Annotated in this window: 12 protein-coding genes; 2 read left to right on the plus strand and 10 right to left on the minus strand. The window is 40.4% G+C overall.

Features of this window, described 5'->3' with window-relative positions:
- Nucleotides 1-151 precede the first annotated feature (151 nt).
- Both AHMF7605_RS04250 and AHMF7605_RS04255 read left to right on the plus strand, forming a co-directional pair.
- Complete coding sequence (locus AHMF7605_RS04250; RefSeq protein ID WP_106926763.1) at nt 152-1,315, plus strand: hypothetical protein; 1,164 nt, start codon at nt 152-154, stop codon at nt 1,313-1,315.
- Between the two features lie 610 nt (nt 1,316-1,925).
- Complete coding sequence (locus tag AHMF7605_RS04255; protein WP_158267452.1) at nt 1,926-3,572, plus strand: PAS domain-containing sensor histidine kinase; 1,647 nt, start codon at nt 1,926-1,928, stop codon at nt 3,570-3,572.
- A 193-nt stretch (nt 3,573-3,765) separates the two neighbouring features.
- Here the strand turns inward: AHMF7605_RS04255 and argH are convergent, their stop codons facing one another.
- The 10 genes from argH to AHMF7605_RS04305 all read right to left on the minus strand — a co-directional run bounded on the left by argH (nt 3,766) and on the right by AHMF7605_RS04305 (nt 13,667).
- Nucleotides 3,766-5,100, minus strand: coding sequence for an argininosuccinate lyase (gene argH / locus AHMF7605_RS04260; RefSeq protein ID WP_233218936.1), 1,335 nt, complete (start codon nt 5,098-5,100; stop codon nt 3,766-3,768).
- Between the two features lie 160 nt (nt 5,101-5,260).
- Nucleotides 5,261-6,328: a M20 family metallo-hydrolase gene (locus AHMF7605_RS04265; protein ID WP_106926769.1), complete on the minus strand. Its 1,068-nt coding sequence runs from the start codon at nt 6,326-6,328 to the stop codon at nt 5,261-5,263.
- A 113-nt stretch (nt 6,329-6,441) separates the two neighbouring features.
- Entirely contained in the window at nt 6,442-7,266 is an 825-nt protein-coding gene (gene proC, locus AHMF7605_RS04270; protein ID WP_106926771.1) for a pyrroline-5-carboxylate reductase, read from the minus strand.
- Nucleotides 7,267-7,406: 140 nt separating this feature from the next.
- A complete protein-coding gene (gene argB / locus AHMF7605_RS04275) occupies nt 7,407-8,201 on the minus strand; it encodes an acetylglutamate kinase (protein WP_106926773.1) in 795 nt (264 codons plus the stop codon).
- A gap of 8 nt (nt 8,202-8,209) precedes the next feature.
- Complete coding sequence (locus AHMF7605_RS04280) at nt 8,210-9,163, minus strand: Rossmann-fold NAD(P)-binding domain-containing protein (protein WP_106926775.1); 954 nt, start codon at nt 9,161-9,163, stop codon at nt 8,210-8,212.
- Nucleotides 9,160-10,302 carry an aspartate aminotransferase family protein gene (locus tag AHMF7605_RS04285; RefSeq protein WP_106926777.1) on the minus strand — a complete coding sequence of 381 codons (1,143 nt, stop codon included), beginning with the start codon at nt 10,300-10,302 and terminating at the stop codon, nt 9,160-9,162. Before AHMF7605_RS04285 ends, AHMF7605_RS04280 begins: the two co-directional genes overlap by 4 nt.
- Before the next feature lie 187 nt (nt 10,303-10,489).
- Nucleotides 10,490-10,651: a four helix bundle protein gene (locus AHMF7605_RS30435; RefSeq protein WP_233218937.1), complete on the minus strand. Its 162-nt coding sequence runs from the start codon at nt 10,649-10,651 to the stop codon at nt 10,490-10,492.
- 76 nt (nt 10,652-10,727) lie between these two features.
- Nucleotides 10,728-11,714 (minus strand): N-acetyl-gamma-glutamyl-phosphate reductase, encoded by a 987-nt coding sequence (argC, locus tag AHMF7605_RS04295; RefSeq protein WP_106926779.1) that lies wholly within the window; start codon nt 11,712-11,714, stop codon nt 10,728-10,730.
- 1 nt (nt 11,715) lies between these two features.
- A complete protein-coding gene (locus AHMF7605_RS04300; protein WP_106926781.1) occupies nt 11,716-12,903 on the minus strand; it encodes an argininosuccinate synthase in 1,188 nt (395 codons plus the stop codon).
- A 113-nt stretch (nt 12,904-13,016) separates the two neighbouring features.
- Nucleotides 13,017-13,667 carry a GNAT family N-acetyltransferase gene (locus AHMF7605_RS04305; protein ID WP_233218938.1) on the minus strand — a complete coding sequence of 217 codons (651 nt, stop codon included), beginning with the start codon at nt 13,665-13,667 and terminating at the stop codon, nt 13,017-13,019.
- Between the last annotated feature and the right edge of the window lie 555 nt (nt 13,668-14,222).

Here is a 14,222-nt window from a genome sequence, read left to right on the forward strand (position 1 = left end):
TAAGAACTACGGATGCAGTTTGGTAAAAATATATTTCTATAATTTACCGCCGCTCAGAAAGTAAGTTTTATTAAATTTTTACCCGTTATTTGTTCCCGAAAGCTTGCGTTAGAATACGCCATTCAATTTCAGATTTATCTATTTACTCGAAATGCAACTCGTTGAAGTAACTACACCCGCGCTGGCCCAAAAATTTATTCAGGTAGCCGTTGATTTGTATAAAGATGATCCCAATTTTATTCGGCCCTTAGATAAGGATGTGGAACAAGTATTTGACCCAAAACAAAATAAATTTTTCCGGCACGGCGAATGTACCCGCTGGCTTTTAGTAAACGATCAAGGAAAAATCATTGGCCGGGTGGCTGCATTCATCGATAAACGAACCGCCTCCAAATTTGAACAACCCACGGGTGGTATGGGCTTTTTTGAGTGCATTAACGACCAAACTGCGGCAAATTTACTTTTCGAACAATGCCAAACTTGGTTAACGGCCCGCGGCATGGAAGCCATGGATGGTCCCATTAATTTCGGTGACCGCGATAAGTGGTGGGGTTTGCTCGTGGATGAATTTTCGCCGGCTTCTTACGCTACTAATTATAACTTCCCGTATTATCGGCAACTTTTTGAAGCCTACGGCTTTCAGGTGTATTTTAAACAATTTACGTATTACCGCAAGGTGATGGAACCGCTTAGCGAACGGTACATCACCAAAGCCAAAGCCATTTACTCCCATCCCGATTATGCCTTTCGGCATTTAGAACGAAATAAACTTACCCAATACGCCGAAGATTTTCGGAAAGTCTACAATTTAGCCTGGGGCAAGCACCAAGGCGTGAAAGAAATGAGTTCGGCGCAGGCTATGGGAATTATGCAAAAGTTAAAACCTATTTTAGATGAACGCATCATGTGGTTTGCTTACTATAAAAGCGAACCAGTCGGATTTTTCATTTCTATCCCCGAATTAAATCAATTGTTTAAATACGTAAACGGTAAGTTGGATGTAGTAGGTAAAATTAAGTTTGTATACCATAAATGGAAAGGGAGTTGCACGCGCATGTGCGGCATTGTTTTCGGTATTTCCCCGGAACACCAACGCAAAGGAGTAGAAGCCGCCATGATTTACGCCAGCAGCACGTATTACCGCAGCCAATTCAACTTTCCGTACCAAGATATTGTCATGAATTGGATTGGCGATTTTAATCCTAAAATGATGCGGGTAGCCGAACAAATAGAAGCCCAGATTTTTAAAACGCATTTTACCTATCGCAAACTGTTCGACGAAGCAAAAGAATTTAAACGGGCTCCTATCATTTAAATACTTAAACTTTAAAGTTTTTTAATTAAACCTCGAGCTAAATATAGCTAATCAACAATTTAGATTAGGAAGAATGAAGGAAAGAAATATAAACTTAGAAGCAAGTGAGCAGGTTTTAATTATTTTTAGTATTAATTCCGCATTTTTACGTACTAATACGCGTATGCCGCTACTTATAACCGCCTTAAATTTAGATTCATAATCTAGTATACTTAATTTTCTATCTAAATAATCTAACGTGAAGATTAAAGTAAATAGTTGGCGGTTATTTAACTAATAAATTCCTCCGTTTTAATATTTGAATGCATTAATTAGACAAATTTATTCAATCAGAATGCATAATTCTCATTTGTAGAAATAGGCCAATAATATCTATGTATTTTATACTTCGAAGAGTATGATTTCAGAATACAGCTATTGGAAGAAAAGTATTTTTGAAATAATTTACTTATAAATTTAATTTTATTAACTTTTAACTGGCTCTCCTGGTAATAATTTAGTAAATTACTTCAACTCAATTTACTAATTATTTATTTAGAAACTTTTATATAGACAACGTACCAGCACTTTTTATTTCTTCTAAAGCCAGAACTTAAGCTATATGGCGGTTATGCAGTCTCTACAAATCGATGGTAAATTCCGGTCTTTAGTAGAAAACACACCTGATACTATTGTTATAGCGGACGAGTTTAACAAAATTATTTTCAGTAATAACAAAATATTCTCCACCTTTGGCTATCAACCGGAAGAAGTATTACAACAACCTTTAAATATACTTTTGCCGCCTACCTACCGGGATATTTACGAGGTTGAGTTTAGCCGCTTTATCAAAAACTACAAAACGGGCGGCTTTAATCCAATTACGGAAGTGCCTGGCTATTGCAAAGATGGTACTATTATACCCGCCGAAATTTCGTTATCCGTTTGGCATGAAAACGGTCATACCTTTTCCTCGGTTATAATCCGGGATATATCGGAACGAAAAAAGTGGGAGCACAGCCTGGAAAGTGAACGGGAATTTCTGAAAGGTGTATTGGACAGCGCCGAAGAAGTAATTATTGGCTGTGACGAAAAGGGTTTTATTAATTTTCATAATCAAGCTGCCCGGCTAAAACATTTAATTCCGCCTAATCAAAACGGACTTTACCATTACCAGGATAGATGGATAGAAGGATTTCATTATTATCATCCGGATGGAATTACGCCCATGAAATTGGAAGAATTACCTTTGTACCGGGCTCTTCAGGGCGAGATAGTTAAAAATCAGGAAGTATTTTTTAGAACGGAAGAAGAATCCTACGTATTAGTGGCCAACGGTCGCCAGATTGTGTGTCAGGAAGGTTTAAAAGGAGCCGTGGTGGTCATTCACGATATTACCACTCTTCGCGAAAACACGGGTAGTATTCTGCAAAAGAACCAGCAGCTACTGCAAGCTTATAATGATCTAAAAGAAGCCGAGAGAAAATTAATTGAAGCCAATAATTTACTCGAAAGCCGGGTGAAATCCCGTACCGAAGAACTTACCGCCAAGAACCAAAAATTAAATTATTACAATAAAGCTTTACAAAAAGCAAACATCGACCTGGATAATTTTATTCATATTGCTTCCCATGATTTAAAAGTACCCATTGTAAACATGGAAGCATTGCTTAAAATTTTAAACAAAGTTGTTCCCGGTGAAAATGAAGATGCTTTAAGCTTAATAGACAAGCTGGAAATATCGATGCAGCGCATGAAAAAATCCATTCAGGCCATTTCAGAAGTTGCCAAGGTTCAAAAACAAATTGAATATCGATTCGAAACCATTGACTTGCCCGAATTACTGGTTGAAATAACCGAAAGTATGGCCGAGCAGATAAAGACAGAAAATGTACTCCTGGAGTACGACTTTTCGGAAGTACCCGCCATTCATTTTTCTTACATTAACCTGAAAAGTATTTTGTATAATCTCATCACCAATGCCATTAAATATAAAGCGCCTGACCGAAATCCTCAGATTAAAATTGTTACTCACCGGCAATTAGATGGCGTAGCTTTGCAAGTACAGGATAATGGGTTAGGAATAGATTTAGAAAAAAACGGCGCTAAACTCTTTACCATGTTCAGCCGGTTGCACGATCACGTAGAAGGTTCCGGAATTGGCTTATACATTATCAAGCGCATTATTGAAAATGCCGGTGGCACCATTGAAGTAAGCAGCCAATTAGGCCTAGGCTCCACCTTTACCGTGTATTTTAAAAATCAGAGCATTCAATAGTCCCTAGTCGATATTCCACGGATGATTGACCATAGATCGATTATTAGATGGTTGAATGCTGAAAGTTGTATTAAAAATAATATGTGAAACTTTGGTTGGTTTTAGAAAGTTTCTTTTCATTCATTAAAAAACGAACCATCCGATAATTTACTTATAGTCAATCGTCTATGGACTGTGGACTATGGTCTGTCAACTATGGTCTATAATCAACCACTAAGCGTTCAATGGCTGATTGTACCTTTTCGAAGTTAAAAGTTGCCAGCGTTTGGTTCATCATTTCCCGTATTTGATCATTTTGTAAATTCCCCATGCTGCCTTCGTGGGTGTGATTTACTTGGCGCGGCGGATTAAAATTACCTTCTTCTATGGCTAGACCTACGTTACGGTAGGCTTCCCGGAAAGGCACTCCGTTCAGCACTTCGTTATTTACCATTTCCACGCTAAACAAGTATTTATATTTTTCCTCGTCCAGAATATTTTCTTTCACAATCAGGTTCTGCAGCATAAAAGTGGCCATTTGCAAACAAGATTTTAACTCTTGAAAAGCAGGTAAAAAACTTTCTTTTACCAATTGCAGATCGCGGTGGTAACCCGAAGGTAAGTTGGTGATAATTAACGCAATTTCGTTCGGTAAACCTTGTAATTTGTTGCACTTGGCCCGCATAATTTCAAATACATCCGGATTTTTTTTGTGCGGCATTATGCTGGAACCGGTAGTTACATTATCGGGTAAACTTAAAAAACTAAAATTCTGATTCAGGTAGAGGCAAACATCCATCGCCATTTTACCTAAAGTTGCGGCTAAGGAGGCAAGGGCAGAGGCAACATTGCGCTCGGTTTTACCGCGACCCATTTGGGCATAAACCACGTTGTAGTTTAAAGAGTCAAAGCCTAATAAATCGGTGGTGAGTTGCCGGTTTAACGGAAAAGAAGAACCATAGCCCGCGGCCGAACCTAAGGGATTTTTATTGCTAATCCGGTAAGCAGCTTGCAGCATGAGTAAGTCATCTACTAAACTTTCGGCGTAAGCCCCAAACCACAATCCAAACGACGACGGCATAGCCACCTGCAAGTGCGTGTAGCCGGGTAAAAGTTTATCTTTATGTTCCTCGCTTAAAGCCAATAATTGTTCGAACAGTTCTTGTACCGCTACAACTGTTTTCTGAATCTCGCTCCGGATAAATAATTTTAAGTCGAGTAATACCTGGTCGTTGCGTGAACGGCCGCTATGAATTTTTTTTCCGGCCTCACCTAAACGTTGAGTGAGCAATAATTCTACTTGGGAGTGAACATCTTCTACGCCCGGTTCTATCCTAAATTGACCTGCCTTTATTTCACGGTAAATTACTTTTAACTCCTTTTGCAAAAGCTTTAATTCGGAAGTTTGTAGTAAACCGATGCTTTCTAACATTTGAGTGTGAGCCAAAGAACCTAATACATCAAATTCCGCGAGCAGCACGTCCAATTCACGATCTCGACCTACGGTAAATTTCTCCACTTCTTCTTTCGTAGCGGTATTTTTTGCCAAAGCTTCATAAATTTTTGGTATCAGGTATTTAGTATCAAGTATCAGGTAATAAGAACTAGCCAGTAAGATTATACTTAATTTGGTAAGGATTAATCAAATTTCATCTAAAATTAGTAATTCAGATCTAAGATAATTCCCCTGCCCAAAATCTTGCTACTTGCTACTGATACAGTATTTTATTTAATATTTTAATGTATAGTTCAATTCCTTCTTTAATTTCAGCAAGGTAAATAAATTCGTCGGCCGTATGCGAACGGGCAGAATCACCCGGTCCCAGCTTAAGCGAAGGTATCGAAAGTAAAGCCTGGTCGGAGGTAGTAGGGGAACCGTAGGTGTTCCGGCCAAGGGCAATACCCGCCTGCACAATCGGGGCATCTTTACTCATGCGCGACGGTTTTAAACGAACTGACCGAGGCATTACCTCGCAGGATACCTGAGATTTAATAATTTCTACAACTTCTTCGTTGGTGTACGCATCGGTAACCCGCACATCCACGGTAAATTCGCATTGGTCGGGTACTACGTTGTGCTGGGTACCCGCTTTAATTATAGTTACACTCATTTTTACCGGCCCCAAATATTCCGATTCCTTGGGGAACCGGTAATTTTGAAACCATTGAATATCCGGTAAGGCTTTATAAATGGCATTTTCCCCTTCTTCGCGGGCAGCGTGCCCGGACTTTCCATGAACTAGGCAATCTAAAACAAGTAAACCTTTTTCGGCAATGGCCAAATGCATTTGCGTAGGTTCTCCCACTATAGCAAACTCTACAGAACCAAATTCCGGAAAAATTAATTCTAAGCCATTTTTACCGGAAATTTCTTCTTCGGCAGTAGCGGCAAAAAGCAAATTGTAGCTTAAATTTTCCTGCGGATAAAAGTGCAGAAAAGTAGCCAAAAGTGATACCAGGCTGCCCCCGGCATCGTTGCTACCCAAGCCAAATAGTTTACTATCTTCTTCCAGAGGAGAAAAGGGATCTTTGGTCCAGCCTTGGTTGGGTTTTACCGTATCGTGGTGCGAATTAAGCAGAATAGTTGGTTTTTCGGGGCTATAGTGCTTGTTAAAAGCCCATACATTATTTAGCTCGCGGTAAGTTTCAATGCCGTGTTTCTGAAGAAATACATGCATAATTTCGGCCGTATGTTCTTCCTGCCGGCTGAAAGATTCTGTGGCTATTAAAGATTTTAACAATACTACAGCTTGCTGATATAATTCTTCTACCGGCATAGTTTATCTACGAGCTAATTTGAACAGCTTCATCTGCAAGATTTGTAAGTAATCTTAAACTTTCGGGCATTTTATTCTGACATCAAGAACATCTGGCAACTAACAACTAACAACTAATTAGACTTAGGATATAAATCTCCGGCCTTCTGCGCCGATAACCGGATACCTTTAATCATAGCGGAGCTAAAACCCGCGTGTTCCATTTCGTTTAATCCGGCGATGGTGCAGCCCTTGGGAGAAGTTACTTTATCAATTTCGCCTTCCGGATGGTTACCAGTTGCCAGCAATAAAGCGGCGGCACCTTTGGCGGTTTGGGCCGCCATGTGCAAAGCTTCAGCTGCATGAAAACCTATTTCGGTACCTCCTTGGGAAGCAGCCCGGATAGAACGCAGAAAAAAAGCAATACCGCAGGCACATAAAGCCGTAGCGGAAGTCATGAGTTCTTCGTGAATTTCAATAGTTTCGCCTACCGTATCAAACATGTCCTTAACCAAAGCTAAATTTTCTTTGCTGGCATTAATCGAAGCCAGGCAAGTCATGGATTCCTGAATGGCAATTGCCGTATTCGGCATGGCTCGCACTACTTGTACCTGCTTGCCCAAGCGATTGGTTATATCGATTACACTTACTCCCGAAACTACGGAAATTAATAAATGATCCTCGGTTTTTACTTCGTCTCTAATAGTATCTAAAAGGCCATCTAGTTGCTGGGGCAACACCGCGATAACGGCAATTTTAGCTTCCCGCACTGCTAACGAATTGTTATCGGTAACCTGGAAACCTTGCTCAGTTAAATCTTGTAATGCCCGTAAATTTCGGCGGGTAATGGTAATCTGGTTGGTCTGGTATTTTCCGGATTTTACCAAACCCTTAGCCAGAGCAACTCCCATGTTGCCGCCACCTAAAATGGCAATAGTATTCTGATTTGTAGTTGTCATAATAGTAGAATATTTACGTAAGCAATAGTTTTTTAGAAAAATACCGAAGGCTTAAAAACTGACTTACCTAGATCTAATGAAGATTATTTAATTTGATTTTTACGCGCTCATTTCAGCGAATCCTGTAAAACTATATTAAGTTATAAATGTAAAACAGTGCCCGCTGGTTTTTGTTGGTTGGTAATAATTAGCATATCATCAGCGTGAGAAATATAAACAGCTTTCACGCCCTGTTGTAACGCTTGCAAGGCATTATCCATTTTAGGAATCATACCCTGGGCAATTACTCCATTTTCGCGTAACTCCGGGTAAGTACTGGGTGATATTTCCGGAATTAAACTTTCTTCATCATTCACATCGCGCAATACGCCTTTTTTCTCAAAACAATAGATTAACCGCACATTATAATAAGGGGCTAAAGCTACCGCCAAGGTAGAAGCGATGGTATCGGCGTTGGTATTGAGTAAATTTCCGGTAGTATCGTGGGTAATGGGGGCAAATACCGGGGTAAATCCATTTTGCAGCAGCATTTGCACGTTCTCCACATTTATTTGGGAGGCTTCAATATCGCCAACAAAACCATAATCAATAGCACCAACCTGCCTCTTCTTCGCCGGAATACAATTACCATCGGCTCCGGTTAAACCAATCGCATTGCATTGCGCCGCCTGCAACTGCGCCACAATGTTCTTGTTAATCAAGCCGGCATATACCATAATAACCACTTTCAAAGAATTCGCATCCGTAATCCGGCGGCCCTCTATTAATTGCGGCTGAATACCTAAAGATTTACTTATTTCCGTCGCAATTTTACCACCGCCGTGAATGAGGATTTTAGAACCTGGGATTTGGGCAAAATCATTTAAAAATTGCTTTAGTTTACCGGCATCATCAATAATATTCCCCCCAATTTTAACGATATACACTGTTTCCATTAGCCTAATTAAAAATTAGCTTCTAAGATTCTTTTTAAAACTACCTGGGCAGCGTACACCCGGTTGGCAGCTTCCGGAATAACCAAAGAATTTGGTCCGTCCAGTATTTCGCTGGAAAGCTCCAGGTCCCGGCGTACCGGCAAGCAGTGCATTACTTTCCCTTGATTGGTAATTCTTAAACGTTCGTTCGTAAGCAACCAACCTGAATCAGTAGTTAAAATTTTTCCGTAATCGTGGTAAGCCGACCAGTTCTTCACATAAATAAAATCGGCATTTTGCAAAGCCTCATCTTGGTTATAAGTTATGGTAGCGCCTTCGGTAAAGTTTTCGGCCAATTCGTAACCATGAGGGTGCGTAATTACAAAATCCACATCGGCTTGGCACATCCATTCGGCAAAGGAATTAGGTACGGCTTGGGGCAAAGGTTTTACGTGGGGCGCCCAGGTAAGCACTACTTTAGGGCGCGGTTTTGCAGTACTATGTTCGGTAATGGTAATTAAATCCGCCAGGCTCTGCAATGGGTGCCGGGTTCCCGATTCCAAACTTACCACCGGAATTTGCGCGAATTTGATAAATTTTTGTAAGATGTCCTCGCTGTAATCTTCGTCGCGGTTTTGTAAACCAGGGAAGGAGCGAATCCCCAATACGTCAAAATATTGTCCCATTACGGCAGCAGCTTCCCGGATATGTTCCACGGTAGTACCATTCATTATTACACCATCGCGGGTTTCTAAAGCCCAACCTTCCTTATCCATGTTCATCACAATGACTTCCATCCCCAAATTTTGTCCTGCTTTTTGGGAGCTTAACCGGGTGCGGAGGCTGGGATTTAAAAAAATTAATCCTAAAGTTTTGTTTTTACCTAATTGCGAAAAAGCATAAGGATTTTTTTTAAGATCCAGCGTTTCGTTTACCAAAGCGGATACATTGGTTACGTCGGCTACCGAAGTGAAATTTCTCATAGTGCGTAGGTTTTAGCTAGTACCGCCTGAAAAGCTTCCAGGAAAATGTCTGCCTCTTGCTTTTGCAGGTTTAAAGCCGGTAATATACGGATGGTATTTTTATTTGAAGAAGAACCCAGGAAAATATGATATTCTTCGAGCAGTTGCTTGCGGGTAGAGGCGGCATTATCGGGTAATTCTACCCCAATCATTAAGCCCTGGCCTCGAACTTCCGTAATGCCGTCCATTTTAATTAAATTATCCATCAGGTAATTACCCATCGCGGTAGCGTTAGCGAGTAAATTTTCTTCTTTAATCACATCCAATACCGCAATTGCAGCGGCGCAGGCCAGGTAATTACCGCCAAAAGTAGTGCCCAGCATACCATGTTTTGCCTGGAATTTCGGGTGTATTAACACGCCGGCCACCGGAAATCCATTCCCCATACCTTTGGCTACGGTAATGATATCGGCGGCTACGTCGCTATGCTGATGGGCGAAAAATTTACCGGAACGTCCGTAACCCGATTGAATTTCATCTAATATCAGAACTGCATTGTGCTCATCGCAGAAGGAACGTAAGGCCTTTAAAAACACCGGACTTGGAATGTTAACGCCGCCCACTCCTTGAATTCCTTCGATAATTACCGCGCAAATTTCTTTTGGATTTATTAAGTTATGCAGGGCATCTACATCATTAAAAGGTAAAAACGTTACCTCATGGTTGGCATTTAGCGGCGATAGAATAGAAGGGTCGGGAGTAGCGGCTACCGCGGCCGAAGTCCGGCCATGAAAGGCTTTAGTAAAAGCTAGCACTTTTTTACGGCCGTTGTAAAATGATGCCACTTTCAAAGCATTTTCATTCGCTTCGGCTCCCGAGTTTATTAAAAATAAATTATAGTCGGGGTAGCCACAAATAGCCCCTAACTTTTCGGCCAATTCCTCCTGTTGCGGAATTTTAACGGAATTAGAATAAAAACCTATCTGGGCAAGTTGCTCGGTGATTTTCTGCACGTAGTGCGGATGGCTATGGCCAATCGAAATAACGGCGTGGCCTCCGTATAAATCTAAATATTTGGTACCCGTTCCATCCCAAAGATAAGAACCTTGAGCTTTCACCGGAGTTATATTAAATAGCGGATATACGTCGAAAAGATTCATAGTTTTTAGGTTATAGGTTGTAAGTTATAAGTATAAAAATCAACCTGAATTTCTAACTTTATTAATTAAGTTTATAAACATAGCTTTCACCTCATTAATATGACGATCGAGTAATAAGTAATGTTCTACTGTTAAGTAGTTTAATTCATTAGCTAAAAAATAAGATAATCTGTTTCATTTGCCGATCCTAAAGCAATCTGCAAAAATTAGCAAAATCAGCGCTTGTAAATTTACCACAACCTTCCACAATATCGGTTGGATTAGAGGCAGATGATCGACGCATTTGACTAGTTAAACCATATAGTTCTTCCCTTGGAAAGTTTTTGGTTGCTTTGTAAATAGTTACCACCAACTCGTGTGAACGCTACCAAACACGTAAATCTTTATAGTTTTGCATAACTAACTTACAACCTATTACCTAATACTTAAAACCCAGATGGTTTTAAGAGTAAACCGGTAGTTTCTGGTAACCCAAACAGCAGATTCATGTTTTGCACCGCTTGGCCGGAAGCACCCTTCAACAGGTTATCAATCAGGCTAATGATGACTAATTGATCTTCGTGCTTTTCGAGGTAAAGCAGACATTTATTGGTATTTACTACTTGTTTCAAATGCGGATTTTTATCGATTACATGCGTGAAAGCTGCGTTCTGGTAAAAACGTCTGTAATTCTCGTAGGCTTCTTCCAAGGTCCAATTGCAGGTGAGATAGGTAGTACACAAGATACCACGGGTAAAGTTGCCGCGATAAGGCACAAAATTTATCCGCGGAACAAGGGAATTATTTTGTAGAATACCCAAAGTCCGGCGCATTTCTTTTAAGTGCTGATGATTTAGTACCTTGTAAGCCGAAATATTGCTATCACGCCAACTAAAATGGCTGGTTTCAGAAAAGCTCTGGCCTGCCCCGGTAGAACCGGTAATACCGCTGATATGAATATCTGAACGTAATAAACCGGCTTCCGCTAAAGGCAATAAAGCCAATTGCATAGCCGTAGCAAAACAGCCAGGGTTAGCAATGTGCTTGGCTTCCTTTATTTTATCCGACCCTAATTCGGGTAAGCCATAAATAAAAGTACGATCTTCAAATTCAGGATTTACTCGAAAGTCCTGGCTTAAATCAATAATCTTAATCTGCTCCGGAAAGGAATTCTGAGATAAAAACTTTTGCGAATCTCCGTGCCCCAAACATAGAAAGAGCACATCCATTTCACCATCCATATCCGTGCTGAAATTTAAATCAGTTTCTCCGGCTAAATCAGTGTGCACTTCGTGAATAGGTTTACCGCCACTGCTATTACTATGGGCGAAAGTAATGGAAGTATTTGGATGGTGAAGGAGCAAACGCAGTAATTCACCACCAGTGTAACCAGCCGCGCCTACAATACCTACCCGTATTTTCTGATTGTTCATCTTAAAGACTGTTTACTTTATGATGAATCATGGTTTGGTTACCAAATATTTTAGAGAAACCTTTTACATCTTCACCGGTCCAAGCATTGTTCATTTCGCCGTATGAACCAAATTTAGCCGACATTAAGTCATGCTCCGAAGATATGCCAATTACGTGGTAGCGGTACGGCGCTAAAAACACGGTTACTTTACCCGTTGCGGTACTTTGGGTATCCGCCAGAAATTTTTCAATATTTCGCATTACTGGGTCCAGGAACTGCCCTTCGTGCAGTAAATTACCGTACCACACCGCTAGCTGATCTTTCCAGTACAATTGCCATTTGGTAAGCACGTGTTTTTCTAAAGCATGGTGCGCTTTAATGATTAAAATAGGAGCCGCCGCTTCAAAACCGACCCGGCCTTTAATACCAATGATGGTATCGCCCACGTGAATGTCGCGGCCAATACCAAAAGGAGCCGCTATTTCGGCTAATTTCTGAATAGCCAGTACCGAATTTTCAAAAACCTCGTTGTTTATACCTTTTAATTCGCCGTTCACAAAAGTAAGAGTTACCTCTTCCGGATCTTGCTTGGTTACCTGGGTAGGCCAGGCTTCTTCGGGTAAATAACCGTAAGAAGTTAACGTTTCTGCTCCTCCCACCGAAGTACCCCATAAACCTTTATTAATCGAGTATTTAGCTTTTTCGAAATTCATCTCTACGCCATTACTTTTCAGATAATCGATTTCTTCCTGACGCGAAAGTTTATTATCCCGGATGGGGGTTAAAATTTGAACACCCGGAATTAAAATATTAAAAATCATATCGAAACGAACCTGGTCGTTGCCTGCCCCAGTACTGCCGTGCGCCACGTAATCGGCACCTACTTGCTTGCAATAACCAGCAATAGCCACGGCCTGCGATACCCGCTCCGCACTAACCGATAAAGGATAGGTGTTATTTTTTAATACATTCCCAAAAATCAGGTATTTAATGCAAGACTCGTAATAATTATCGGTTTCGTCGAGTACCACAAATGATTCAACGCCTAAGGCATAGGCTCTTCTTTCAATTTCCTTTAATTCTGCTTCGTTAAAGCCACCCGTATTTACAATGGCGGCGTGTATCTCCAGATTCAGGGTCTCGGCTAAATATTTTACGCAATAGGAGGTATCTAAACCGCCGCTGAAAGCTAAAACTACTTTTTTCATTCGTGTTATTTTGTTGTTAGTCAGAGTTAGAGGTATAAACTAAAATTATTTAAGTTAAAGAGAGCTAATGCGACGAGAGCAGCTAAATCAGCTGCTCTCTTGCGTTTTTTAGATTAAATATCCGTTGAGGAGTCTTCTATATCGCTGAGTAAATTTTTCGGCTTGCGTTCTTTTTCCTGCGCCGGATCGTAAAGCATAGCGGTGCACAAACAGTTTTTACGCTCCTTCATCGTTAAAATTTCAAAATTTACGCAACTGCGGCAACCTTTCCAGAATTCTTCGTCATCGGTTAGTTCGGAATAGGTAACCGGCCGGTAACCCAGGTCCGAATTTATTTTCATTACCGCCAAACCGGTTGTCAAGCCAAATATTTTAGCTTCCGGGTATTTCCGACGGGAAAGGGCAAAAACTTCTTGCTTGATCCTTTTGGCTAAACCTTCTTTCCGAAATTGGGGAGCTACAATTAAACCGGAATTAGCCACGTATTCGCCGTGTCCCCAGGTTTCAATATAACAAAAGCCTGCCCACTCCCCATCTTTGCTGAGTGCAACAACGGCTTTTCCTTCCAATATTTTTAGTTTGATGTATTCGGGAGATCGTTTGGCAATACCGGTGCCCCGTGATTTAGCCGAAGCCTCCATTTCGTCGCAGATAGTTTGGGCCCAAACGGTATCTTCGGCGGTGGCTACTTTTATTATAAACTGATCGTCTGGCCCAGAAAGATTATTAACCTGAGGGACATCAGTTTTTTTATCTTCAATCATTATCATGGTGATTTAAAAAGAATTAAAAATGAAAAATCCTGCTTAAAGATTTAAAATTTGTACAATAAATTTAGGATTGAAAAAGGGCTTACCACGTAAGTTACCCAGAACAGATTACGCCCTTACGGGGAAATCCTGTCTACAAGCAGGCCTAAATAATGGAGACGCAACAACCACCGCTACCGGAAGGGTAGGCAGCGTAGAAGTGGCGAGCGTGTAAGAATAATATTTCTCCATTTTTTTAATTCGATGCAAATGTAATTAAAATACTAAAATTGCAAAGTTTTGGTTCGAAATTGTTTGTAAATTTATTATTAAGTTATCTATAATAACGAAGGCTTTAGTAACAATTTTCTTGCCTGATTTTATGTCTTTTTAGTAAAAGTTAAAACAACATTATTATTCTAATTTTTGTCTGTAAAAGCCTCATAATAAAATACTTAATTGTAAAACGGTATCTAAGAACTCTTTTTGCATTGTTCGCTTAAATTCCGTGTTTATTCCCCTCTAATAGTTTGGTTACTTTATTAATTATAATATTAAAAGGTAAAAGCT

Source organism: Adhaeribacter arboris, from assembly GCF_003023845.1.
Classification (GTDB): domain Bacteria; phylum Bacteroidota; class Bacteroidia; order Cytophagales; family Hymenobacteraceae; genus Adhaeribacter; species Adhaeribacter arboris.

Excerpts from the sequence above, each read along its gene's own strand:
- AHMF7605_RS04285 (WP_106926777.1), bottom strand. The coding sequence starts at position 10,302 with ATGAATCTTTTCGACGTATATCCGCTATTTAATATAACTCCGGTGAAA.
- AHMF7605_RS04250 (WP_106926763.1), top strand. The coding sequence starts at position 152 with ATGCAACTCGTTGAAGTAACTACACCCGCGCTGGCCCAAAAATTTATT.
- AHMF7605_RS04300 (WP_106926781.1), bottom strand. The coding sequence starts at position 12,903 with ATGAAAAAAGTAGTTTTAGCTTTCAGCGGCGGTTTAGATACCTCCTAT.
- AHMF7605_RS04280 (WP_106926775.1), bottom strand. The coding sequence starts at position 9,163 with ATGAGAAATTTCACTTCGGTAGCCGACGTAACCAATGTATCCGCTTTG.
- AHMF7605_RS04255 (WP_158267452.1), top strand. The coding sequence starts at position 1,926 with ATGCAGTCTCTACAAATCGATGGTAAATTCCGGTCTTTAGTAGAAAAC.
- argB (WP_106926773.1), bottom strand. The coding sequence starts at position 8,201 with ATGGAAACAGTGTATATCGTTAAAATTGGGGGGAATATTATTGATGAT.
- AHMF7605_RS04265 (WP_106926769.1), bottom strand. The coding sequence starts at position 6,328 with ATGCCGGTAGAAGAATTATATCAGCAAGCTGTAGTATTGTTAAAATCT.
- AHMF7605_RS04305 (WP_233218938.1), bottom strand. The coding sequence starts at position 13,667 with ATGATTGAAGATAAAAAAACTGATGTCCCTCAGGTTAATAATCTTTCT.
- proC (WP_106926771.1), bottom strand. The coding sequence starts at position 7,266 with ATGACAACTACAAATCAGAATACTATTGCCATTTTAGGTGGCGGCAAC.
- argC (WP_106926779.1), bottom strand. The coding sequence starts at position 11,714 with ATGAACAATCAGAAAATACGGGTAGGTATTGTAGGCGCGGCTGGTTAC.